Annotated in this window: 19 protein-coding genes and 5 pseudogenes; 14 read left to right on the top strand and 10 right to left on the bottom strand. The window is 41.2% G+C overall.

The features are described 5' to 3' along the window. Window positions 1–37: 37 nt before the first annotated feature. From FCN25_RS03480 to FCN25_RS03515, 8 genes are all read right to left on the bottom strand, one after another. Window positions 38–1,081, bottom strand: coding sequence for an NADP-dependent oxidoreductase (locus FCN25_RS03480; protein ID WP_137221995.1), 1,044 nt, complete (start codon window positions 1,079–1,081; stop codon window positions 38–40). Window positions 1,082–1,093: 12 nt separating this feature from the next. Continuing rightward, window positions 1,094–2,251: an iron-containing alcohol dehydrogenase gene (locus tag FCN25_RS03485; protein ID WP_137221997.1), complete on the bottom strand. Its 1,158-nt coding sequence runs from the start codon at window positions 2,249–2,251 to the stop codon at window positions 1,094–1,096. A gap of 871 nt (window positions 2,252–3,122) precedes the next feature. Further along, window positions 3,123–3,728, bottom strand: a complete 606-nt coding sequence (locus tag FCN25_RS03490) for a TetR/AcrR family transcriptional regulator (RefSeq protein ID WP_137221999.1) — start codon at window positions 3,726–3,728, stop codon at window positions 3,123–3,125. A gap of 441 nt (window positions 3,729–4,169) precedes the next feature. Beyond that, the gene (locus FCN25_RS03495; RefSeq protein WP_368074076.1) at window positions 4,170–4,358 is read right to left on the bottom strand and encodes a transposase family protein; all 189 of its coding nucleotides are present in this window, start codon (window positions 4,356–4,358) and stop codon (window positions 4,170–4,172) included. Window positions 4,359–4,425: 67 nt separating this feature from the next. Continuing rightward, window positions 4,426–7,827, bottom strand: a complete 3,402-nt coding sequence (locus tag FCN25_RS03500; protein ID WP_137222001.1) for an EAL domain-containing protein — start codon at window positions 7,825–7,827, stop codon at window positions 4,426–4,428. A 570-nt stretch (window positions 7,828–8,397) separates the two neighbouring features. Next, entirely contained in the window at window positions 8,398–10,878 is a 2,481-nt protein-coding gene (locus tag FCN25_RS03505; protein ID WP_137222003.1) for a S9 family peptidase, read from the bottom strand. 74 nt (window positions 10,879–10,952) lie between these two features. Next, complete coding sequence (locus FCN25_RS03510) at window positions 10,953–11,633, bottom strand: hypothetical protein (protein ID WP_137222005.1); 681 nt, start codon at window positions 11,631–11,633, stop codon at window positions 10,953–10,955. Window positions 11,634–12,180: 547 nt separating this feature from the next. Next, entirely contained in the window at window positions 12,181–13,365 is a 1,185-nt protein-coding gene (locus tag FCN25_RS03515; protein WP_254693718.1) for a J domain-containing protein, read from the bottom strand. 236 nt (window positions 13,366–13,601) lie between these two features. Between FCN25_RS03515 and FCN25_RS03520 the strand changes: the two genes are divergently transcribed. Next, entirely contained in the window at window positions 13,602–15,029 is a 1,428-nt protein-coding gene (locus tag FCN25_RS03520; protein WP_137222007.1) for an MBL fold metallo-hydrolase RNA specificity domain-containing protein, read from the top strand. A gap of 43 nt (window positions 15,030–15,072) precedes the next feature. Here FCN25_RS03520 and FCN25_RS03525 read toward each other — a convergent pair whose 3' ends face one another. Next, window positions 15,073–17,142 carry a TonB-dependent siderophore receptor gene (locus FCN25_RS03525; protein ID WP_137222009.1) on the bottom strand — a complete coding sequence of 690 codons (2,070 nt, stop codon included), beginning with the start codon at window positions 17,140–17,142 and terminating at the stop codon, window positions 15,073–15,075. 76 nt (window positions 17,143–17,218) lie between these two features. Here FCN25_RS03525 and FCN25_RS03530 point away from each other — a divergent pair, with 76 nt between their 5' ends. Beyond that, entirely contained in the window at window positions 17,219–17,608 is a 390-nt protein-coding gene (locus tag FCN25_RS03530) for a Cd(II)/Pb(II)-responsive transcriptional regulator (protein WP_137222011.1), read from the top strand. 196 nt (window positions 17,609–17,804) lie between these two features. Beyond that, window positions 17,805–18,464 (top strand): annotated as a pseudogene (locus tag FCN25_RS03535) (MBL fold metallo-hydrolase); the annotation flags it as partial. On the opposite strand, the pseudogene FCN25_RS03540 reads toward FCN25_RS03535, so the two are convergent. Further along, window positions 18,433–19,416, bottom strand: a pseudogene (locus FCN25_RS03540) (type II toxin-antitoxin system HipA family toxin); the annotation flags it as partial. The pseudogenes FCN25_RS03535 and FCN25_RS03540 sit on opposite strands and share 32 nt — an antisense overlap. A gap of 67 nt (window positions 19,417–19,483) precedes the next feature. Between FCN25_RS03540 and FCN25_RS03545 the strand changes: the two are divergent. From FCN25_RS03545 to FCN25_RS03585, 11 genes and pseudogenes are all read left to right on the top strand, one after another. After that, window positions 19,484–19,663: pseudogene (locus tag FCN25_RS03545) on the top strand (transposase); the annotation flags it as partial. Window positions 19,664–20,011: 348 nt separating this feature from the next. Beyond that, window positions 20,012–21,361: a type II toxin-antitoxin system HipA family toxin gene (locus FCN25_RS03550; RefSeq protein WP_137222018.1), complete on the top strand. Its 1,350-nt coding sequence runs from the start codon at window positions 20,012–20,014 to the stop codon at window positions 21,359–21,361. Further along, on the top strand, window positions 21,358–21,774 hold the full coding sequence (locus tag FCN25_RS03555; protein ID WP_137222020.1) for a helix-turn-helix transcriptional regulator: 417 nt from the start codon (window positions 21,358–21,360) through the stop codon (window positions 21,772–21,774). The genes FCN25_RS03550 and FCN25_RS03555 overlap by 4 nt, the downstream gene beginning before the upstream one ends. A 606-nt stretch (window positions 21,775–22,380) precedes the next feature. Beyond that, window positions 22,381–22,539, top strand: a complete 159-nt coding sequence (locus FCN25_RS20880; protein ID WP_165872315.1) for a hypothetical protein — start codon at window positions 22,381–22,383, stop codon at window positions 22,537–22,539. 127 nt (window positions 22,540–22,666) lie between these two features. Then, a complete protein-coding gene (locus FCN25_RS03560) occupies window positions 22,667–22,993 on the top strand; it encodes a hypothetical protein (protein WP_137222022.1) in 327 nt (108 codons plus the stop codon). Window positions 22,994–23,284: 291 nt separating this feature from the next. After that, window positions 23,285–23,425, top strand: a pseudogene (locus FCN25_RS21300) (transposase); the annotation flags it as partial. 50 nt (window positions 23,426–23,475) lie between these two features. Beyond that, complete coding sequence (locus FCN25_RS21305) at window positions 23,476–23,574, top strand: transposase (RefSeq protein WP_368074077.1); 99 nt, start codon at window positions 23,476–23,478, stop codon at window positions 23,572–23,574. Window positions 23,575–23,731: 157 nt separating this feature from the next. Further along, window positions 23,732–24,268 (top strand): DUF6088 family protein, encoded by a 537-nt coding sequence (locus tag FCN25_RS03570; protein ID WP_137222024.1) that lies wholly within the window; start codon window positions 23,732–23,734, stop codon window positions 24,266–24,268. 58 nt (window positions 24,269–24,326) lie between these two features. Further along, window positions 24,327–24,485: a nucleotidyl transferase AbiEii/AbiGii toxin family protein gene (locus FCN25_RS03575; protein ID WP_254693758.1), complete on the top strand. Its 159-nt coding sequence runs from the start codon at window positions 24,327–24,329 to the stop codon at window positions 24,483–24,485. Then, window positions 24,469–24,780: pseudogene (locus tag FCN25_RS03580) on the top strand (ISAs1 family transposase); the annotation flags it as partial. The gene FCN25_RS03575 and the pseudogene FCN25_RS03580, both read left to right, overlap by 17 nt. Window positions 24,781–25,300: 520 nt before the next feature. Then, on the top strand, window positions 25,301–25,789 hold the full coding sequence (locus FCN25_RS03585) for a hypothetical protein (protein ID WP_137222026.1): 489 nt from the start codon (window positions 25,301–25,303) through the stop codon (window positions 25,787–25,789). Window positions 25,790–25,951: the final 162 nt, after the last annotated feature.

A 25,951-nucleotide genomic window follows, 5' to 3' on the forward strand; every position in this document is an offset into this window, starting at 1 on the left:
TCCTAGGGCCAAGTCAGTACATCATGATTGTTATGAGTTAGACTTTGATTTGTTGGCCCACGTGGATCACGCGTTTGCCGAAATTCTCACCGTTAAGCAGACCGATGAATGCATGAAGAGCATTTTCCAATCCCTCAATATTCTCTTCACGGTATTTGATCTTGCCACTTTCAACCCAGCCCCCCATCTCCTTGGCAAAGTCGGGGTACAGATAGCCAAAATCATCAAAAATGATAAAGCCTTGCAGCTTGATCTTCTTGCGTAGGATCTGCCCCATCAGCCAATTCATCCGATCCGGTCCAGCTGGCAATCCGGTTGCGTTGTATTGCGACACAAGTCCACAGAGCGGGATCCGAGCTTTCGGATTCAATAGCGGGATGACCGCATCAAAAACCTTGCCACCGACACTTTCAAAATAGACATCTATGCCATCTGGGCTCGCCTTGGCAAGTTGATCAGCAAAGTCTCCGGCCTTGTGGTCAATACAGGCGTCAAAGCCCAACTCGTCCACCGCATAAGCGCATTTTTCAGCGCCGCCGGCAATCCCGACAACACGACAGCCCATCAATTTGCCTATCTGGCCAACGGTAGCACCAACCGGACCTGTGGCAGCAGCCACTACGATGGTTTCGCCGGCCTTTGGCTCACCAATCTGTTTCAGGCCAGCCCAAGCGGTAAAGCCCGGCATACCCAAAATCCCAAGCGCCCAAGAAGGATGCAAAGGTGACTTGCCGAGGTTGGTCAACCCTTTGCCATCTGACAGAGCATAGTCTTGCCAACCATTGAAACTGAGCACGTAGTCGCCAGGGGCAAAACCATCGATATTCGAATCGACGACCTGCGCAACCGTGCTCCCAACCATCACTTCACCAATCTCGACGGGGACAGCATAAGATGGCGCATCGCTCATCCGACCGCGCATATAGGGGTCGAGCGAAAGAAACTCAGTCCGCAGTAGCATCTGATTACCAGATGCTACTGGAATAGCTTCCTCAATTAAGTTCAATGTGTCTTTAGTGGGTTCGCCTTTAGGTCGTTCGGCTAGAACCCATTGTCGATTTGTTTTGTTTGTCTGTGTCATGTTCAGTGTCCCCTATAGTGACGCTTCAAGAATACGACGAACATCAGTTGGGCTGATGTCATGGCGTTCACCGAGGGCAGTCATGCCATGAGCCTTCAAGTCGGTAATAATACGCTCAATCTCGGGCGCACCAATATCGTAGTCACTTAACCTTGTTTTAATACCTAATTTCTCGAAGAATGCCCGAGTCGCCATAATCGCAGCGTCAATTCTTACATCATCGGAGCCCTCGTTGAGCCCCCAAACATTGCTGGCATATTGCAGCAGTTTATCGTGTTTATGCTCGCGCTGATCGTTCATCAATGATGGCAATACAACCGCAAGTGTACGTGCGTGATCAGTATTATTAAGCGCCGTGATCTCATGTCCGATCATATGAGAAGCCCAATCTTGTGGCACACCCGCACCAATTAATCCGTTCAAGGCCAATGTTGCAATCCACATCAAATTAGCGCGGATATCATAATCTTCAGGTGTCTCAAGTGCTTTTGGACCAAGCTTGATCAGAGTTCGCAACATAGATTCAGCAAAACCATCCTGAACATATGCGGCACTAGGATAAGTCAGATACTGTTCGACAATATGGACAAAAGAATCTACCACCCCGTTGGCAACCTGACGAGCAGGCAGTGTATAAGTAATCTCTGGATCGAGTACGGAAAATAGCGGGTAACAATATGGGCTTCTGAAAGCAAGTTTCGCTACTTTATCTGGATCAGTTATTACTGCACCAGAGTTCATTTCAGATCCTGTAGCGGGCAACGTCAGCACGGTACCAAATGGCATCGCCGCCTTAATATTCGAACCGCCGGAAGTAAGGATCTCCCACGGATCACCTTCATACAAAGCTGCTGCTGCAATAAATTTGGTGGCATCGATGACAGACCCACCGCCAACGGCAAGTAAAAAAGTGACGTCATTATCGTTGATGACTTGGATGGCATTTAACGTAGTAGCATAATGCGGGTTCGGTTCTATGCCGCCAAACTCAATCAATGTACGGCCTGTAAGTGCTGCGCGGACTTGACCTAGAACGCCGGTTCTTTCCGCACTACCACCACCATAGATAATCAATACTTTTGCATCCGCCGGAACATGCTCATTCAGGTCCGCGATGCGGCCTTTACCAAAGAGAATGTGTGTTGGGTTGTGAAAATCAAAGTTTTTCATGATCTAAATTTCCTTCTGTTTCAATGTGAAGGTGTACGTCTATGTGGGCGTACATCGATTTTTCTGCGCGTAGCATTTGAATGTGGGTAGATGTGATGAGTGGCTTTAGCTAGCTGCCGCGCGCCCTCTTCAGTCATTTCCTAATGGCAGGCGGTGATAACGAGTTTAAGCAGATTGGCCATCTAGTCTGTCTACTGTCTGAGTAGTCAGTTATTGCCAAGCGTAAACCGCTATTGGAAAGGGGAGGTATGTTTGCTGCGACAGATTCTTGCCTAACAACGAACAATGGCTCATTCATGAGGTCATTGGCGGGTCGTTTGTAACTATCACTGCGTCCATTGGCGATAGCTTTGATGCCATACAACTTATTGTTCGTACTCGCTTGCTTCATACCTGCTCACTTATAGTTTACTATATAGTCAACTATTAAAATGAATTGATGTTAGCTAAATAACGGCAATAAACTAGCCTGAATAAGGCTTAAACTGCCATGGGTAAATTAATGGTTAACACGCAAAAGACACCATATATTGCTAACCCATCAACATAATATGCATCCCTCAGAACACAAAATCAATGATAACCAACAAAGGTTAATACAACGCTAAGTGAATTGCTCCAACAGTGAATACCAACGTAAAAGATCTGCCATTTAAAGAAGCAACAACATTCATAGTCGCATCACAGCAGAGCCTATTTACAGAATCGCAACGACAATCAAGGAGAGCATATAAGTCGGTGGCATAATCTCTGCAAACTCAGAATTTAGCCAGTCATTCTCGAGAGTAGAGAATAACCAGAAACCATCAATATGGTGGTGATATAGTTAGCTTGTTTAAAAAGAGTTAATCACAGTTCACATTTTTACCTGCTAAGTCCCATCCCATGTAACACCTAGCATTTGTAACGTTCCCGGCCAAATATCGTCTAATAAAGTAGGATCGTTGCAGACCTGAGCATGGGTCAAAACCCCTTCAAAAAAGCCAAGCACACAGCGGGCACTCATAGCAGGATCGGCGACATTAATGGCCCCTTCCAACTGGGCGTCGCGGATTGCTGATTCAATATATTTGAGCAAATCACTAAACGTACACTGTAACTTTTTATCCAGTTCAGGCGCGAGACCACTGATCTCGGCACCCACATTGAAATTGGGACAACCGAGGATCCGGCCATGTTTCTCGAGCGCCTCATACTGTGTTTGTCGTATATCGTCAAAATAGGCTCTCAGCCGCTCTAAAGGCAGTCGAGTAGCAGAAAAAAACGTATTCATTTTCGGTTTCTTTGCTTCCCACCCCTCGCGGATCGACTCGGCAGCAAGCTCGGATTTAGAGTTGAAAAAATAGTAGAAACTACCCTTCTTTACACCCGCGCGTTCACAAATAACATCAATCGTGAGAGTGCCATAACTGCTCTCCCACATCAGGTCTGATATTGCCCGTAGCAGACGTTCTCTACCATCACTTTTTCGACCCATTTGCTGATACCTATCATCGGTTTTATTTTATTTTAGTTGACTGTTTATCTATGTCAATACTTCGGATTATTCTGGCGTCAACGTTATTTCCCTAAATCAAAAGTGTCTACTGATTTAGGGGAAGATCAGGTTTCAAAATGAAATCAACATGGAAATTTTAGGTGACAAAACCCAACTCATATAATTTCTATAAGGTTTAACTTTTTAAGCTACAACGATCTACTGCTTCAGTAGCCGCTTACACTTATTGTGACTTAATAAAAAGCCCCGCAATGCGAGGCCTCTAGAAGTATAAAGCAAATTATTATGCTGTCTCAGGGTAAAGACTATTCCAATTCCACCAATCAAAGCGCGTTTTACAAAAGTTGATGTGATGGTCTTGATCGTTAAACCCGAACAGGACAAGTTATGGTGTCATTTCTTGGAGTAACTAATTAAAAATTAACGTATTTTTAACCAATCAAGTTTAAGGTGGTAAAAATAATCAATATCCGCCCAACATTCAGCCCATGGCAGCACAGCGTTGAAGACAAGTAAAAGGATATCAATGAGTTGATGTTTTTTACACCGCTCAATACGGAGATCTGCAATCGAATTAAGATGTGTCAGTAAAGTAGTGCTCATCGTCATTTACTAAGGAAATTATTATCCTTTGATCTGACCACGCCTTTCACCATTCGTGGTACGAAATACCAACCTACAAAAAATTCTGTTCAGCTAACAAGTGTTCGAATTCCTTTTGGGGCAACGGCTTACTAAATAAGTAGCCTTGACCATAATCACAGTTAAGCTCATTTAGCAGATGATATTGCTCTTCTGTTTCTATTCCTTCAGCAACTACAATTAAATTTAATGCATGCCCCATGGCGACAGCAGCACCAACAAGCTCTAAATCACTTGGGTCAACAGTGATATCATTAACAAAGCTTTTATCCACTTTTAAGGTGTCAAAAGGGTAACTACGTAGATAACTGAGTGAAGAGTATCCGGTACCAAAATCGTCCATTGCAATATTGACACCGATATCGTGAATACCTCTTAAGTTCGTTTCAATGATGTCATCACCACTGAGTAATACTCCTTCGGTAATTTCTAATTCAACAGAAGTGGGATGAATGTTGTATTGCTCTAACTTGTTGTTCAGCACCTCAACAAAATTGTTTTCTCTAAATTGTTTGGGCGACACATTGATAGCAATTTTAAACTGAGGATTATATGTTTGTTGCCATTTTTGTGCGGCAGAAAATGCACTCTCTATAACGTATTCACCGATAGAAACGATGAGTCCAGTTTGCTCTGCAATAGGAATAAACTCCTCTGGGGAGACTTGGCCGAGTATACTGTTTTTCCAACGTAGAAGTGCTTCCGCGCCAACAATATTACGAGTTTGAATCTCGATTACGGGTTGAAAATAAACTTCTAGCTCTCCGAGTTTCAGAGCGTTACGTAATTGTTCTTCAACTTTCAACCGTCGATTCATATCGTGGTTCATTTGTTCTGTATAAAAATGATAAATATTTCTACCACGATCTTTTGAATGATACATTGCAGAATCCGCTTGCCTTAACAGCTCTTTAGGATCTTCACTGTCAAACGGATATAAAGCGATCCCAATACTGATGGTAGATACGACCTCACGGGATTTAAGGATAAAGGGTGTATAGAATTGTTTAAGCAGCTTATTGGCAACAATTTCAGCTTCTGCTGGCTCATGTATATTAAGCATAATGATAAACTCATCCCCGCCCAGCCTGCCGACGACATCATTATCTCGAATAGTGCTTTTTAGCCGTGTAGCCGCTTGAATCAACAAATCATCACCGACTGAATGACCCATCGTATCGTTAACTTTTTTAAAGTCGTCTAAATCTAAAAATAATACTGCGATTTTATTTTTTACTCTATGCGCATCTTTAAGCATTTGTGACAATCGATCAAGAGAGAGTAATCTGTTCGGTAAGCCCGTTAAGCTGTCGTAATGAGCTTGTTGGAGAATTTTTTCTTCTTGTTGTTTAAAAAGGGTCACATCTTGCTTGAGAGCCAAATAATGTTTTGTGATGCCAGCTTTGTCAAAAATAGGGGCTATGTGGGTTTGTTCCCAAAACAGTTCACCATTTTTCTTTCTATTTTGCAGATCGCCCTGCCATGTGCGGCCTTGAGTGATTGCCCCCCATAGCTCTCTATAAGTCGATTTAGCGGTTAAACCTGACTGTAACATGCTCGTTGGTCGGCCAATAACCTCATTAGAGGTATAACCGGTGATTTTTTCAAATGCACTATTTACATATTCAATGCTGCTATCGACACCAGTTAATATTATTGAAATTGGACTTTGTTCTATGGCTTGTGACAAGGTAGAGGCATGTTCTTCGGCTTTTTTCTGAGCACTTAAATCAATATCGATACAGTATATTTCGGCTTCGTTATCGCTGTTGTAAATTAAGGTATGAGATGAATAAACGGGTACATGAGTGCCATCTGCACGCTTAAGAGACTGTTCCTCTGCTTGCATAGGCACACCATCATTAATCCATGCATTTACGTTGTTAACGACTTTGTTTTTGTATGACAATGGAATAATAAGGTCTTCCATTCTTTTGCCTACAGCCTGTTCTTTTGAATACCCATAAAGGTTTTCACTGGCTTGATTCCAAAAAATCACGTTACGATTTTTGTCATAACCTTGAACAGAAACTGAAGGGATTTTTTCAAAAATCTGCCTAAATTTTGATTCACTGAAGAGTAATCTCTGTTCTACTTTAATACGCTCTGAAATGTCTTTAACAAAACAGAAAAACATCCCCCCATTATCATCATCCCAAAAACTAACATTTACCTCAACGTGCAATAGCTGTCCCTGTTTATGTTTGTACATAGAGGTATAGTGAATCGCTTTGGCTTGCTTGGCTTTAATAATATTTTCTGTTGATAATTGATATCGTTCATTAACTTCGATATGGTCAATATGCTTATTTAACAACTCATCGAGATGATAACCAGTAATCTTAGCAAAACTTTGATTCGACTCAATAATAAAACCATCAACAGAGACAATAACAAAACCATCTTGTGCTGTACTAATAATATTACGGTATGTTGTTTCACTACGTTGTAATTGTGCTTTGATGTGTTTCTCATCGATCAGATCACGACTGACACCAACAACGCCTTGCACTTCTCCTGATGAATTCAGAATTGGCGTTTTATGGGTTCTCAAAATATAGGCCGCGCCATCCGATGTATTGAGCCATTCTTCATCCATCCAGGGCTGGTTTTGCTCCATGACTAATTTATCTGCTTTGATAAACATTTCCGCTTGTTGGCGATCAAATAAGTCATAGTCATCGCGATGCTTAATATCTTCTGGATTGAGTTTTAGTGCACCCGAAAATGCTTTATTACATCCTAAATAAATCCCCTGTTTCGATTTATAAAAAATCAGATCGGGAATGCCATCAATAATACTTTGTAAGAGGTTTTTTTCCGTTTCGAGAAGATTTTTATGTTGTTGTAATTCTTGCGCAAGTTGTTGTCTTTTTTGATGATGTTTAAGCAGTAATCCAAGCAACACGGAACCACAGATGTAGACGGTAAGTAAGGTAGGACTAATGTTAAAGACTATGTCATACTTATCTGCCACAGGCATGAGTAATAAACTCAATAAAACAACCCATTCAACAACAATACTCATAACCAATAAATGTTGCCAATTAATTGATTGATTTGAACGCTGTATCCAATACCGCCAACCAAGACCGATGCCTGAACTGACAAAAATAACCAAGATACCAACGTATATACCAACTCCACCGAGAAAAATACGAAAACAAGCGGCAAATACTGCGGCTATCAACGTAGGAATAGCCCCAAAAAATAGACCACTTAAACTAAGTAATACCCAGCGCGTATCAAAGTGGATCCCCGGGCGTAATTCCCAGGGGGTGTTCATCAAACTGATAGCAATCAAGCCGATAAAGATACCACTTAACACTTTTTCATACTTTTTAGGTGCTATTTTTTGTAATGCAATCGCATCGTAAATAACGACAAGAGCCAATAACAATACTGCATTACTCATCAAACCGAAAAAGCTATCCATTTATTCTCCGCATTACATAAACAGTATCGTCTCAAAGTTGATAAAAACACCTTGCTACAACAACTTACGACAACACCTTTGTTCTAACGTCTTTGCGATATGATGTTACATAATTGTAAATATAACATCATTATTATATTTTGGACCACATATAAGGCAGGCTTAAACAAACTCGGTTAAAACGCAAGTCAATAAACTTTAATTAATATATTGATTGCAATTAAATAGAAAAATCAGAGTACATCTTTACATTAAGTTTGTAAAAAAATCATTTTTCAGCATAAGCATCTATATGTGACTGATTGTTAATATAATAATAACCATACTATATTAATGGGAAATGATAATTAACCAAAAATGTCTTTCAATTTAGTATTTTTATAATAAATGTTATGACGATCAAACTTCTAATAACTGTTCTTAATTAGGTTCCACAGAAAAAACAATTCGCTAGGCATACATATTATTCTAACAATTTGCTTATAAATTTTGTATTTAAAGCGTACTCAATTAACCATATCCCCTTAATACACAACAGCCCCGCTATGCGAGGCTGTTTAACGTCGTCATTTACTGTTGCTCTTTTGTCTCAGGGTAAAGACTATTCCACCATTCAGGCTGATCTTTTAATTTTAAGTCAAACCAGGCCATAGTGGTATTCCACCAATCAAAGCGAGCTTGACGGCTGTTGATGTGATGGTTTTGGCCATTAAACTCAACCAATTCTACCTCTTTGCCTAACAGCTTTAATGCGGTGTACATGTAATGGCTTTCACCCACTGGCACATTCGTATCAGCATTACCGTGTATCAGCAATAACGGCGTAGTAATTTTATCCGCGTGATATAACGGACTTTGCTCAACGTAGAGCTCAGGGTTATTCCACGGAAAACTGCCACGACTCGCTACACCAGAATAACCATAACCCCACCAGCCATGGCCCCAGTAAGATGATAAATTACTGATCCCAGCATGAGACATTGACGCAGCAAAAATATCGGTTTTGGTGGCTAAATACATGGTCATAAAGCCGCCGTATGACGCACCCATGTTGCCCACTCGTTTAGGGTCAACAAAACTATGTGCGTTTAAGAAGGCTTTAGTCCCTTCAATAATGTCATCGGCACTGTATTTACCCCATGCATTCACATGACGACCACTGAATGCTTGGCCATAACCTGTTGCTCCATTGGGTTGTAGCACATACACCACATAGCCCTCTGCAGCCCATAAGTTAAATGGCCAACGCCCAGTAAAGTGACGCCCAACAGGAGAAGTACCGCCATAGTAATACACTAATGCCGGATACTTTTTGTTGGCATCAAAGTCAGCCGGTAAATACACCCGACCATCGATATTTTGGCCAAGCTTATTAGTAAAATCGAAATCTTGGATCTCACCCAAACGGGTATTGGCATAACTGAGTTTTTGGCTGTCGAACAACAACTCTTTACGACTAGCATTCAATGCCATTTTATACGCTTTTTGTGGCACGGTGGCCGACGTACCAGCAAACACTATGGTTGGGGTAGATTGTTCAATGGCGACACTAAAGTTAGTCACCATATCAATGCCGGTGTCTATTTTACTAAAACGACTTTTACTTTTATCAAATAAATACAGCGGTGAGCGGTCGCCTTCGGTTACCGTTAATACCACATCATCATTTTCAAGTTTAGTCATGCTGCCGATAGCAGGGTCAAAGTCTTTGCTTAATGCACTCACATTGCCCTTGTCATCACGCCAATATAATTGACCATCATAATCATTCACTTCAATGGATTTGTCTTGGATACCGACACCGTCCATAAAGCGAGGACCTGCGGTGATGTACATACCATCATCAGCGTATAACGCACTGCTAAAGCTACGATATTCACCAATAATGGTTTCGGTTAAGTCTTTTAGATTCAATTCAATTAACTGAGTTAGTCCATGGGCAGGCTCAGCATAATCAACCGGCGAGCGAGTCAATAACAGCGTATTTCTATCGACATTGCTGTCGACAAAATCAGTGCTAATCTTGTTATCAGTTAACTGACGAATAAAGCCTGAAGCCACATCTAATTGATAAAGTTGGCTATTGTCACGCCAATAATTCCAGCGATCTTCTAATGCCCTAAAACGCTTTGATGTCGCTTTTTCATCAGCTTTAAAGGGTTTTTGCCAATTAAATAACAGGCTGTCTCCATACCAATGCAAACCCGATACATTCTCAATATCGGCTGCGACGACTTCAATAACTAAGTCTGCCACATTGAGTAACTGAATTTGTTTATTGGCCACAAATGCCAATTGTTTACTATCACTTGACCACACAGCGCTGCCTGGGCGGTTATCTTGCCAACGATACACCACACTGTTGTCCGATACCTTGTGTAACTCAGTTACTTGAATGGGGGTATCGCCTTGGCTTGGCTGATATTCAATGGTCGATTGCAGTAAGTACTTACCATTAGGTGATAAGGTTAAGTCGCTGATCACTTGCGCATCAAATAACTGCTCTGCAGAGACTCGTTGCGTTTTTTGCTCAGAAAAATCGAGCTCGTCGACATCGCTTTTGCCCTGCCAATCAAGACTAAATGGCGTGTCTTGTTGCTGACCATCGGCCAATATTACAATGTTGTAGTCACCATTGAGCAAATCTAACGAGACTTCATTCGCTGACTTCACTAATTGGCCATTCAAATACACCTGCGGATTATCAAGCCCTTTTACCGTTAACGTACCTTGGGTAAAACGCTGGGTAGAAACAGGTAATTGATACGCTAACCAGCCCTCACCTTTTGCTTTTGATGATGCAGATTGCCAAGTCAGTTGTTGATTAAACACTTGAACAGTTTCAGGTTTATTATCACTTGATTGATCAATCAAGTTGGCAACCAAATTGGCTCGCAGCGCATCTGCATGAGCACTTTTTGATAAAGGTACTGCTGCCAGTTGATTCACAGGGCCTAAGCGCTGAATGTGGTTGAGATCAATTTCAACCCCGTGAGCGATGCCAGAAACAGCCATTGCTAAACTGGACAATACCAGGGTAAAAGCTTTCATGAAAGATCCTTGTTGTCGTTTTTGTTACGGATTTTATGTTGATGTTGATGTTTATGTTGATTAAGTCAATATCCCTACTTTCTGTAATCACTGAGATAAACAATATTGCTTGTATCTGTATCATATTGCACGAAAGCATACAGCCAAAAGTGAATAAATTCTTTATATGGGAAAAAGTGCGATTCATGTCCTTTCGCGTTACGGATGAAATGAGCCATTTTTAAATTAAACCCAATAAGGTCCACAGGCTCAGATAACATATAATCTTCGTAACAATGTCGTTCTAAATGCCAATGAACATCATTCAAATGCGCTTGTACACTGCGATCGCTTCTTGAGTGAAATGCACAAGTATTAACCTTATGGTCATAACCTTCTATAGCTATCTCAATGTCAATATTATCTAAGCCAGTGTCATTCCCTAAACATTCAAAAGTCGACTTTAAATAGCCTTCGAAGGTATTTAAAAAATCATACTGTTCGCCTTTCTTCGGTGCCGGAAAAGTCAAACAAAATCGGCTAAGATAATCCATCACCAATAAATACTTTTTACGCTTAATCTTCACGCAATGCACTACCCATTGCCACTGAAACCCACTATTGTCATTGACATCTACATCGCTTGGAAACACAGGACACTCAATCGATTCTGCGATGGTTTTATGGGGAGCTGGTTCTAAAAAACAATATGTTTCTCCCTTACGAATGACAGTAAAAAAATCAGCCGCTGCTTTGGTGCAATTAAATACTAGCATTCGTTTTCCTACTCACTCGATTAAGAGCAAGTGTTACTTTTTGAGGGATGTTTTCCATATTTTGCCAAACCTATTATTAGTTGTTGATGAAATCCAGTGCGTCTAATCATATTACCGCGAGTGAACCAACGGCTCATAAAAAAACTATTAAGCAAAGCAATTGCTCAAATATAAGCGTTTATCAATTATCCTTGTCTAAAAAATATTCTTAATGTCGATGCCTTTGCATGTCCATTTTACTCAACGGCAGTTTTTACTGGGCTGATAGATGACATGATGCAAGATGAGGATATTACCCAAAATCACTATTGTAATTTAATGGATCTACCTGCCGTTTTGATGGGGGTATTTCTAACGATTCACCGGGTTAACCTGGCACGACAGCACCGAAAAAGACAACATCGGTGGCATAAATAATATCATCAAAATCACTCACCCATAAAAATGTGAATGAGACAGCTATCTGCTATTAATTGCAAATAGCCATCGGTAATATTAAGTCGAATACTGGCCCTAGTCTGCTTAGCGGTGAGCCAGTAGCGTTGATCTAATCCATAAAGCCTTCAAACATGTCAAAATCAATCATGCCACTAAATTGTTGCTGTTCCAGCCTCTCAGCGAGTTCAACCTTCATGGTTTTAACCGTAGTGACGTGACTTACCTTAGCGAATAAGGCTTCCGCTTCAATCAAAAGCAAGTCACCATATTCAGCTAATGTTTTAGCCCGCGATGCCTTACTCCCATTACCAAAGCGACGCCAAATTTCAGTTTTTATATCATCGCCATGTTGCAACATTTGATGTTCTTCATTTAACAATGCAAGCTTGCCACGTAATGCAGCCTCAATTCGCTTCATCATGTCGCCATCAGCAATAAGCTTATACTCAGGAAGATGCTCTTGAGCCATCATCATCAATGCTAGGGCGTCTTTGTCTTTTTTGGCTTGGGAGAGTTGTTGCATTAACACCTTTTTTAAGGCTTTTTTAGCAGGGTCGAGTTCTTTATCTGGATGAAATTGATTGGCAAGTTGACGGTATAGTTTAGTCATTGCCTTATTTTCAAATAACGCCAAGCTCATCGCCGGTTCAGGTGACCGCTGATTGAATGAAAATTCATCATTCATATTATTCCAGTCTGGCTCATCCCATTCAAATTCGTCTTCCAGTTCATCTTGTTCTTCAGCCTTATGTCGCTGATCGAGCATTTCTTGAATATACGCTTGAAACGCTTCAGGATTGTGGATCAAATGAGTGAGTTCATCATTACTTAACGGTATATCCTCACCGAACATGTCAAACAGCTCCTCTCGAAAATTATCGAGATCATCTGCAGTGATAGCTTGCTTTGGTATATTAGATTGAAAATCAATCATTGAAGACGCAAAAAGATCGCGCAACTCATCGGTACTCACGGGATTAAATGGATTGGCTTCAAGTATGTTTAACTCCTCTTCAATCCATTCGTAAAGCGTAATTCTATACTCGCCCTTAATCGTTTTTCGGGGTACAAAAGACAGCAAATGTCGGACCCACTGCTCTGTTGCCGCACACACAACATGCTCTTTTGACTCTATCAGCGGTTTAAACAACTCAAAAAAGTCATCAACTTTAGCTTGATAGCGCTGGTTACGAGTTTGCCTTTTCTCGACGTCTTGCCACAATTTATCAAGCTTTTGCCGCTGTTTACTGGAGTTATTGAGTTCAGAATCGTCGATAATAGTCATTAATGTCATACAAAGTACCGTATTAAACGTTTTTGATTTATGGAACATATTATCAAGAATAATCACGCTTCCATCAACCCTAACAGCAATCGATTCATCTACAATCTAGTCAACTAGGATCTGTTCTAACCTCTGATGTTAGCTTTTATTGGCCAAATATTAGATCCACTGCTAAGTTAACGTGAACCAGGGATGACTAACCGTACTCGATACTATTAATGTGAGATCCAATTAAAGGACTAATTATGCAGATCATTCACCATGGAGCAGTAAACGGTGTAACAGGTTCATGTCATCAACTGGATGTGAATAATCACACCAATTATATCAGCAGTTATCTTATCGATTGCGGCCTGTTTCAAGGCGCTGAAACAGCCGGGAAAAGCTCAGCAGAACAGCTGCAAATAGACTTCCCTATCGACAACATCAAAGCGCTTATTGTTACCCATTGTCACATCGACCATGTGGGACGAATTCCTTACCTGCTAGCAGCAGGTTTTAATCAACCTATATATGCAACAACAGCAACGGCTTCGCTATTACCTTTGGTGATTGAAGATGCATTAAAGGTTGGAGTCACCCGCGATCAAACATTAATTCAAGCCTGTCTGAGTCGTCTTAAAAAACTACTGGTGCCAATTGACTATAATCAATGGTTTTTGTTGCCAATAAACCCTGTCCCCAAAAACAGTGACATCGACAGTAAGACGTTTACAAAAGCCAAACTCAAATTTAAACCTGCTGGGCATATACTAGGGTCAGCGTATGTTGAAATCGACTTAACAAGCCCTAAAAACCACCATCGAGTGGTGTTTTCGGGAGATTTAGGGGCAACCTATGCGCCGTTACTGGCTAGCCCCAAAAGCCCATATAGAGCAGATACCTTGGTGATTGAATCAACCTATGGTGATAAAAATCATCAAGGACGAAAAGATCGCAGTAAACAGCTCAAAAATATCATCGAAAGTGCCGTAAAAGATAATGGTGTGGTACTGATCCCGGCATTTAGCATCGGCAGAACTCAAGAACTACTCTACGAATTTGAACACATCATTTACCGCAATAAAAATAACCCCTTGTGGCAGAACATCGATATTATTGTCGACTCGCCCATGGCGGCCAATTTCACTCAACAATATCGTCAATTCAAAACATTATGGGACAACGAAGCCAAAAACAAACTCGCTCAAGGACGTCATCCACTGGACTTTAACCAGCTCACCACCATCGATAGCCATCAAGAACATCTTGCCGTGATCAACTATTTAGACTCCGTGAATAAACCCGCCATTATCATCGCCGCATCTGGCATGTGTACTGGCGGACGGATCAGCAATTACCTCGCCCGATTTTTACCTAAATCCACCACAGACGTATTATTTGTCGGCTATCAAGCCCAAGGCACCACCGGCCGAGACATACAACAATATGGCCCACAAGGCGGTTATGTGTATATTGATGAACAAAAAATAGACATTAAAGCGGTTATCCATACCATTAGCGGCTACTCCGCCCATGCCGACCAACACAACCTCATCAACTTTGTTAAACGTATGCACCATAAACCTAAGCACATTCGCATCGTTCATGGTGATGATGAGGCTAAACAAGCGTTAGCCAATGCATATCGCACACTATTACCAACGGCAGATATTGAAATTGGTAAAGAATGATTGGCCATTAAAGTATTTAGCCTCAAGCAGTAGATATAAAAACCTAATGACCAAATTTAATTCTAACGCCGGCGTTAGCAATAAACCCATCGTTACGCGACCAAATATCAGTGGTCCATTGACCACTAGGAGATCTATTTGGCAGTAACATTGGGTGTTCGTCAGTTTGCTTCACATCGAGTAGGTTTTCTAAATTAATAAACCAACTTGCTCTACCAACTGTAATTTCCCCCATTAAGCCAAGATGCCAATAGGGATTGGTTTCTTCAATATAAGGGTTATCATTAACACGTTGAGTGCCAGTATAATAGGCTTCAAAACCAGCTCTAAAGTTACCATGTTGCTCCCACATGGCAACAAAACCACCAGAATGACGCGGCGTCAATGCAATATCCCTTCGGCCTTGTCCATCAGGAGATTCCTCACTGGCATCTAAATATAAGTAGCTTGCCGTGAGCTTTACATCGCCTAAATAATAACGCAGCAACACTTCAGAACCACGGATCTGACTTTCACCAGATGCATTCACTAACCTAACTGCGTCTAAGGTGCCATCGTTATTGACAGAGAAAGCCTCTAATCCTGTCACGTTATCCACATTCGAACCAAACAAGGTCAAACTCGTTTCTGCATCTTCAAAGGTATAGGTAAAATCAAGCGATGCCGTTTTAGCACGCTCTTCTTGTAAGCTGTCAATTGGCGCTAGCCTTGATAACCCTGCTGCCTCAATCTCTTCAACAAACGGTGTAGGGGCAAAGTATCCCTGCCCATAAGATCCTCTTATGGTTAAGTCACTAGGGCGATAAAGCACCGACACTCTTGGGCTAAATTGAGTACCATACTCGCTGTGCTCATCAATGCGCGCACTGTAAGAGGTTGTAATTTGGTCAGTCAACTCATAATCAAGTTGTGCAAACGCTCCGGGCACGTCATATGAATAATCAAACTCAGGGAAAGTGTCAGAGGCAAAAATTTCAGACTGATACGCTAAACCAACAACCCAATCACTGTTATCGGTATAACCCGCTATGCTATTTTCAAGCAAATAACTTTCGTGTTGATCTTCTTCTATATCGGCTCCATATACATGCACATGATTTTGTACCATAGCCGATGCACGAGTATTAAACGTCAGAGTCTCCAATAGCGGCATACTAAACACAAGGCCGCCATCAAGCCTATCGGAATCTTGTGATTGTTCAAACGAAGTGCCATCTGCCACCGTGTTATCACCTAAAGTACCACCAGTACGCTGCTCAGTCATAAACCCGCTAGTCACATACAGTGTTTGTCCTTCTTGCCCTTCCCAAAATAATCGAGGACGCACTGTGTATCGCTCATAACCTGCCAGATCAATCCAACCATCACCATCAATATCTTGCTTGTCTTGATAATGTGCCCCTGCCGTCATCGACCCTTTTATATTCTCGCTCAATGGCGACTCAAAATAGGTGGTCACATCCTGACCATCTCGCGTAGTTGAATTTAACAACACTTCACCGCTTAGCTCATCACCAGGAGTACGAGACACAAGATTAATTACCCCACCGAGTGCTGAACCACCATAAAGTGATGACGCAGAGCCTTTAATAATTTCAACTCGACTCAAATCGGTCGGAGGCACTTGCAACAAACCAATCGACCCTGCTTGGTTACCGTAGAGCGGCAAACCATCGGCCAGTAATTGGGTATAACGACCATATAAACCTTGCAGGCGAATATTGGCACTGCCTAACGCCGGCGAGGTAGTTTGTAATCTTACCCCACCCGTTTCAGCCACCAGCATAGAAATATTACCCGGTCTCATCGCCGCTTTTTCTTCAATCTCTTCGCGATTAATCACCTCTACTCGAATAGGCTGTTCATCGGCAATCCGCCCAGAACGAGTGGCCTGTATGACAATGGTTTCCATTTCTTCTTCGTGTTCATGATCGTGTTCATCAACATCCGCTTTTGGGTCATCATGCTCAGAATGTTCATGATTTTCACTATGACTCTCACTGTGATTTGCACTCTGCCCAGACGTATTAAGTGAGTCGTCCACCGCACTGGCTTCACTCACCCCAATAACACCTAGCGACAAAATTAATGACACCGCGGAATAACTCAACATATAACTTCCTTTTAACAACACATTATCGAAAAATGATATGCTTAAGCTTAAAGGTTACAGCCACTGGAAGGTCAATATGAAAATAAGTGAATTGGCATCAATTGCCCAGGTATCGGTTAAAACCATCCGATATTATGAGCAAATTGGTCTACTCTCACCGCCAATCCGTACCAGTAATGGCTATCGTCATTATCAAGAAAAAGACATCGAGACATTGGTATTTATAAGACGGTGCAGAGAATTAAACATCAGACTCGATGACATCAAGCGTTTGGTTGATACACAACAAGACCCAAAATCGTCGTGCGAATTAGTCGACAACATCATTGCCGAGCAACTCGCCCGTATCCAACAAACCCAACGAGAATTGGCATTACTAGAACAATCATTAGCTGCGCTCGCTAGCTGCTGTAAAAGTCATCAGATTAAAGACTGCAGTATTTTACAGACGCTGAAATCACCTTAATAACAGGGAACGATAGAAAGAACTTGAGCATTACTCGCCCCTATAAAAAGCAAAAAATAGAACTCAATACAGCCTTCTTTACCTTCAAGCCTTTGTCACCGTTATTTACCACTTTCTCACATAATCTAATGTCTGCTGCTAAATTAACTAACCGTACTCGATACAATTAACACTTGATTCAATTAAAGGACTAATCATGCAGATCATTCACCATGGAGCGGTAAACGGTGTAACAGGTTCGTGTCATCAACTGGATGTGAATAATCACACCCATACTATCAACAGTTATCTTATCGATTGAGGCCTGTTTCGAGGCGCTGAAACAGCCGAAAAAAGCTCAGCAGAACAGCTGCAAATAGACTTCCCTATCGACAACATCAAAGCGCTCATAGTGACTCATTGTCATATCGATCATGTGGGACGAATACCTTATCTGCTAGTAGCAGGTTTTAATCAACCTATTTATGCAACAACAGCAACGGCTTCGCTATTACCTTTGGTGATTGAAGATGCATTAAAGGCTGGAGTGACCCGCGATCAAACATTAATTCAAGCCTGTCTGAGTCGTCTTAAAAAACTACTTGTGCCAATTGACTATAATCAATGGTGTTTGTTACCGATAAACCCTGTCCCCAAAAACAGTGACATCGACGGAGAGACGTTTAGAGAAGCCAAACTCAAATTTAAACCTGCTGGGCACATACTCGGGTCAGCGTATGTTGAAATAGACTTAACAGGCCCTAAAAACCACCATCGAGTGGTGTTCTCGGAGGATTTAGGGGCAACCTATGCGCCGTTACTGGCTAGCCCTAAAAGTCCATATAGAGCAGATACCTTGGTGATTGAATCAACCTATCATCTGTATTAGACACCGCAATATTAAATACTATTCGTCGCCATAATTAGGCAAGATCTGTTTTCGTTTGCGAGCCCTGATTGGAAAGAAACTCTGCTATTTCAAGATAGCTAGCTCCGTGTGAATGTTCACCATCATAATACTGAAGTTGAGTCATTGCTGATGAAAAATGAAGACGTTTGTCACCAATCCGATCAAAACGTTTAGTCAAAAAGGTATGGTGCTGCGTTGAAAGTTTTCGGATCTCACTAGGAGAAACCTCAATGCCGGCCGCTAATGCAAGTTCGTAGCACACCATCTCCCACGCACCAACATCAAAGGTGTCATTAATATTTGGAAATTTAACAATCCACAGGTGGGTTTTCTCATCTGTGAGACAGGCTTTTGGCCTTGCACCACCCAAAGAGGAACCCGGAGAAATTAGTATTCTCAGCCAGTGATAATATTCGTCACTGTCTATATTGTCGTCTTTTTCAATTTGAATAGCAGCATGCTCTAACTCACGCAACGATGCCATGGGAAGCGCTGCGAAATCGTCGTTGTTATCCAACAAATGATGAGAGCCCACTTTTTTAAAACGGATCCCTCCCATGCGGTAGGCGTCATGTACACCAAGCAAATAATCAAGCTCCGTTACACGATTACTAGGCCTAATACCTTTACGATATTCGATAGCCGCCCTTCTCTGAATAAGAATACGTCCCCTACGATCTGGCGATGGATCTAAAAAAGCGCGAAAGTTTTTATTGGCTTCATCATTATATAACTCACCAGCATGCAGGGTAAGCAAAGGGGCAATTTGCAAACAATAAGGTGATGTTAAAAAGGCTTTGTCATAGGCAAAGCTAAATACACCGCCTCGACTTAGATCACGATAGGCCAATTAACCTATTAATAACGGCTTTTCGTTGGGATGCCAGTCAGCATACACCCCTACCCGTTCTCTGCTCATTTTGAATAACTTAGCCGCCGCTCAAGTGAAGTGTTACGATAAGGTAAATGGCGATACTATTCAGAATTTCTTCGAGGAGATAAGACAATATAACGGCAGTGACCAGCGCATTCACCTAATATTAGATGGTGCAGGTTATCATCGAGCCGAGGGGGTAAAAAAGAAAGCGAAAGAGCTCAATATCGAACTTCATTATCTACCGCCTTACAGTCCGAATTTAAACCCAATAGAGCGCTTGTGGAAGGTCAGTCAATCAGATAGTTAAGGTTGATTAGGTATCGCAACCCATAAATATACTATCCGTTTTTGACAATGAGAGAACCACACAGCAGTGTATTACTCAAGCACGTTATAACATTTAGCTGCCTGATAGATTATACAAAGGAAAAAGCCTAGCAGATGAAGTTTGTCCTCTGGCGAGCTTACGAGTTCCTAGGATCACGCTCTTTTACTTAGGGCGTTCTGTGGTCACAAAATGGCGCTTGACTTTTTGAGCATAAATCGTGTCAATAAATAGTGTAATAGCTATTTTATGTGCTAATATTGTTTCAATAAATTAGTTTTACACTCTTTATTGAACCGAAATGGATGCATTATGCCTAAAGCAATTACAATTCAAATTAACTACGCTTTTGAGTGGCATGATGTTGCGACTATCGAGTTTGCAGAACACCTTGATTCAAGCTTTTGTCGACTGGACTATGAAACAGATCATGTGTTTACACACTATAATGATTTTGCAGAAACCGCAACCAGCGTCACTTTGCCAAACGACACCATCCCCTATCGAAATAATACCAACTGGTTTCGTTTTTTAGATGACATTATTCCCGCAGGCTCAAGTCGTAAATATTGGCTACGAACACTGCGCTTGCTCGATGAAGATAAGCTTACCAGGAATTTTATCCTGTTATCTCAAGGTACTATCGCACCGATAGGCAATATCAGGGTGAAAGAGTCGGTACCTGCTATTATTATTAACCCAATACCAGTAACGTTTAGCGTTGAGGATGTCTGTAGGCTTGAAGTCGACTTTATCGAATACGCGCAGGCAAATGGAGCCGCTGCCGGCGGTGCGTCTGGTGCTGGTGGTGCGGCGCCTAAATTACTTCTTCGTTGTGATCCAGATGACAGAGTGTGGATAGATACCTTTCAAGATAATCCAAGTAATCTAGACACCCGATACTTAGTTAAATTTCCAAGAGGAAGTGCAAGTATCGACCACGATATTTTAAGGGCTGAGTTTCACTTCTATCACGAACTTAACGCATTAGGTTTCGATACTATACCCACTGATGAAATGCGGTTGATGGAGAGCGAGCGAGGTCCATCACTGTGGTTGCCAAGGTTCGATGTTGCAACAATAGGCAATAAACAGCAATTGCTTGGTATGGAGTCAGTTTACTCTGTCTTAGATATTGCTCCAGCGACTATGATGGAGCATGGCGAGGTGATCCGCGCTTTGATAGAAGTGTTGACTTTAAAAAGCGATAACAGTGAAACAACAACGTTTCTCGATGTAGAGGATGGAATAGCAGCGTTTGTTATCGAGTGGGTTCGCAGGGACTTGCTTAATATTGCTTTTGGTAATTCCGATAATCACGGTCGTAATACGTCATTCATCAAGCAGAACAATCGCGTATCCCTCGCGCCTATCTACGACTTTGCCCCCATGAAAGCCGATCCAGAAGTGATATCAAGGACTTTTATATGGGGGGCAGGCCTTGAATTAGGTGGACAATATGACTTTGTTAAAATCGCTAATAGTCTTGCAGATCTTATTGAACCAAAAGCGCTTTTAGATGCATTGGCTCAAACAGCAATAGAATTAGTTGAACTCAAGCAAAGGCTGGGAAACCGAGGTGTTCCCCAGTCTATTCTCTCTTTCCCAAGTATGGGGTATGAACATTTAGAGAAGAAATTCAAAACCTGGAAACTACTATGACAGAAAAGGCCAAAATGTTAGCCCAAGATAATCGTCATGGCCGACTACCACTTGCTGCTAAGCGTAAAAAATTGCCGAGCTCTGTCAAAGATGAGCTTATGAAAAGTATTTGCATTGAGCTTATTACCAGTCAGATCACGACAGGTAAGGCTTTGCAGAGGTTGCGTACTGAAATGCTATTCGCTAATCAAGAGCAATATGCCAAAATGGTTGGCATTACAAGGAAGGCATTATCTGAGATTGAGGGAGATAAATCGAAAGCTAGCGCTTTAGTTTTAGGTAAAGCCCTAAGGGGGGTTGGACTGGAGTTATTAGTCTTACCAAGAGATAAGTTTTTACAGGGTGAAATCATCAGTTATAAAAGCGCAACTGATGGTTCTGGCGCAAAAGCATACCGGGATGATGATTTGTAGGGATCTAGCAGGGCGCTTCACTTCTAAGCCCGTCCTCAGGCGAGCTTGCGAGTTATTACTCCATCAGCTAATGCCATCTAAGCCAATCACCTAATACTCTCCATCGCGATCACTCAATACCATTGATGCCGATCACTTTTCGGTCAAAATGGTATTGAGTGATCGGCTTGAATAGTATCGTACGATTTTTGTATTTTTTATCTAGCCAGTAGGTGTTTTTAACCGTTATTCTTTTCATTTTTGATGATGAAAATAGCCTGCCCCCGAAATTCCACTGAGTGGGAAATGGGTTAGGCCTATTTTACCAACTTTATTGAATCCCCGCCATTTATCTGATTTTAATCAATTTTTTCTCATTATTAATCAATAACTGAGACTGAAAACCGCCAAAACGTCCTCCAATGAGACACAATTGTCTGAGGTGCGAAGAGGAATCTATTCACTATCACTCGCTTTACGCGAGTCATTTCAAGTCCATCTGCCTTCTGATTTTGGCGCTAAACCCTGTACTTTTTTGCTCGTTATTCACACCAGTTATCACACCATAATCGACAATGTGCTAACATTATCTCATCATTTATCGCGCCATAAAAGAGGATCTCACTCATGAACGCCACGCTCAGTTATTGGATGCCGTTTATCTCCATCGGGATCGTTATCATCGGTGGTTTACTCATGGGGATCTACCATATCGTCACTTTTAATTCCTTTAAAGCGAAACAAGCGATAAGTCACAAAGAAGTCAATAATACCCCTGAGGGGTGAGTCATCGTCACGATTCGTTCGCCATCAAACCCACTTCTGGACAGTGGTTAACATCACTTTAGTAAGTGCTTAAAATGACGATGTCACTAAGGGACGAAAAACACATTTTAAATGGGGTATACCTAACATGAGCAAAAAGCCGATACCTAAGGACACGTTAAAAAGTAACATAGCAAATGCTCCAGACTTAGGTGCTTGCGAGGGGTTAATGTTCAGTAATATTTTTGACGTGGTAGATAAAGATAAAGCGATTTCTTTGAAAGAAAGCTCAGATCTGTGTATTGGTGTCAGAGATATTTTGACTGCATGTCAGATCTCGAATGCTGCCGAGCATAAGCTCGCCTTGAAGCGAATTGAACAATTATGGAATGCAAAACCTGATACAGAACTGGGAAATGAGCTAGATAATTTAGTTGACATTGTTTGCCAGTATGAAGAGCAATTATTGAGCTAGAGGTGAGGACACCAGATCTGGCACTTAGCTCTCTTTAACTACCCCTTTTGCGCGCACTCGCTTCTCATAAGCTTTTCTGTATTTGTTCAGTTACATCATTCATATTTGATACGCCTTGATATATCACAAATCAACTAATATATATCAAACCACATCAAGAAAGGCGAAGTGACTCAACATTGATATGTTAAAATACATCATCAACTCACCAATCGTTTTTTCGACTCAAAGAACAACTTAATTGACGTCTAATATCGAAAGCAACTACTGCATGGTGAAGTTGGCGAGTTTATGAAGAGAGTTGTTCTAGATATTTCGCAGAAGTCTGACTTTTCAGTTGAAGAGATCGAAATAGATAGGGATCACATACATATTCTTTTGAGGATATCGCTAAGATATGCTGTTGGGCAGCATGTTAGAAGAATTAAGCAGCAAACCAACAGATTAATTTGGAGTAGATATCCGAACCTTAAAAAGCAATTTTGGTTGGAGAATACTTTTGGTCTGATGGATATTTTGCTTGCTCAGTCGGCAATGCGTCCGCTGATACAATTCTAAAATATATTCAAGAGCAAGGTTAGTTTATCGATTCATCCCACCGTGCGCCACTTCGTGTTGATCAGTGGGTTTTTCTCGAAATTTTCAATAAACTGACTAAGTCCATTTAATAATAGCTCCAGAGTCAAGTCTACAATTATGACACTTTTAAGTGTCATAATTGTAGACTTGAGGTGTATTGTGAAAAAAGCTGAGGCAATTAAAAAACTCTTAGAATATGACAAGCGTGGCCGCTGTGTTTTTACTAATTCAGATCTGGCCAAAATCTTTCATCAAGATAATGAGCGAGCATTGCGGGCGGGAATTAAACGTTTGCAAGACGATGGCTTACTCACTCGAATCATTAATGGTGTGTACTTATACAATTTAGCGCAGTCGAAAGGGATCAATACGTTGGAGCAAATTGCTAAAACTATTCGACGTGGAGAATATAACTACATTAGCTTGGAATCTGCACTTTCTGATTTTGGGGTTATTTCGCAAATTCCAGTAGATCGGTTAACTGTTATGACAACGGGACGTTCCGGTGAATTCAAAACACCTTTAGGTACAATTGAATTTACGCATACGAAACGAGACCCGATGGACATTCTAGATAATACCAGTTTAGTTGGTAGACCACTTAGGTTAGCGACGAAACAAACTGCATACAGAGACTTAAAACGAGTTGGCCGAAATACACATTTAGTAAGCAAGGAAGGACTATATGAGAATTAATCAAGAAAATTTCGAACAATTGGTGAATAAAGCAATGCAGGTTGAACATGTATCTCACATGCGATCTGTGATAGAGAAAGGTGGGCTTCTAGACAAACTGACCTTTCAAGGTGGCACTTCGTTACGACTGTGTTATGGGGGCAATCGTTTTAGCGAAGATCTGGACTTTGCTGGCGGGAAAGATTTCAGCTCAGCAATGTTATTACATCAGCTCTAAGGAGCTAAGTGCCGAACAAGCAGCGATAGTCGTTCGAGAGCACTGGGGTATCGAATCAATGCATTGGGTGCTTGATGTCAGTATGAGTGAGGATGCATGTCAGATCTACAACGCTCACGGAGCGGAAAATATGTCATGTCTGCATCATATGAGTTTGAATATGTTACGAGCAGAGTCGATCAAGATAAGCATTGTTGGAAAACAAAAGCGATGCATGATGGATCCATTGATGCTTGAAGCAGTATTAAAGGCTGGATTTAGTAGGTCGATTAAAAATCAAACACTCATGCGGTAGCCCTGCCTACCCCCTAAATCATCTATCAATAACAATATTTTTGTTGTTAAATGACTGAATACAATTGCAGGATAATTTGCCTCCCTGCTGAAATGCATCGGTTTGATGTGGTGTTTACACATGCAGTCACTTCAACGATTCCCACACCTTGCTGTCAGACCATGACGCCAATTAAAGTCAGTGTATTTGACTTAATCCCCTTCACCGCTTTTGCTTTCCTAATGATGAATTCAATATCGCAGTGACTCAATTTATATATTTTGTTAAAACAAGTTTTAAGTATATTTAAACAACGTTACGACATTAAATCTAACCCCCTCAACTATCTACCAGTAACAACATTTTTGTTGTTAAACCTATGAATATTAATATTTTTTAATTAAATAAATTCAATCTAACGCTTGTATTTTATAAATTTAAGTGAATAATTAATACTAGTTTACACGTTGTCGGGATTGACTTCGTTAGCAATGCATCACAGGGAATTGACCGAACTGGTCATTAATAAGTGGAACATGACATGGCTAAATATAGAAAAGTAGCGCTTAACACCATCAACTTTCCATTTCATCGCTTATTGCAAGAAATGCTTGAAGCTGATCATATCACCCTAAAAAAACAGGGTGATATCAATCGTCTTGAACTAAGAGAACTTCAGTTCATTCTGGACAATTGCCCAATATCAGTATGCCAAACGGCGCATTCTAATACCTTTGAATTATTAGCATTAAGTCCTATTCTGGACATTTGTCGCTACCACACTCAATCAAACAAACTGAAAGTGTCGCTCAATATCTGCGACGCTGACGATGCCAGTTGTATTATCTCCTCATTAAATATCACAAAATTGGCATTGGAATATCCTACTTATCACCGAACACCAGCGCTCTTGTTTCATCGATATCAACAAGCCGTCCAAATGGGCTTAATGCAGTCAACAAAAAATGAGTTAAGTGCATTTGCCCAAGTCACGCCCTCAGCACTTCGTGCTCCCCAAAAAAGGAGTTAGCAATGGGCCAACAACAAGCAATAGGCAAAGATAATCGTCGTAAAAATGCGGGGGAGTAAAACCCGATGCTTTTCTATGCGTTAACACTTTAGCTAAATTGTTCAATCAATTTGAACAACGTAAATTTAAACATGTCGACCAACAAAAATGGATTGTGACTAT

The sequence above is a fragment of the Shewanella sp. MEBiC00475 genome, from assembly GCF_005234075.1.
GTDB lineage: Bacteria > Pseudomonadota > Gammaproteobacteria > Enterobacterales > Shewanellaceae > Shewanella > Shewanella polaris.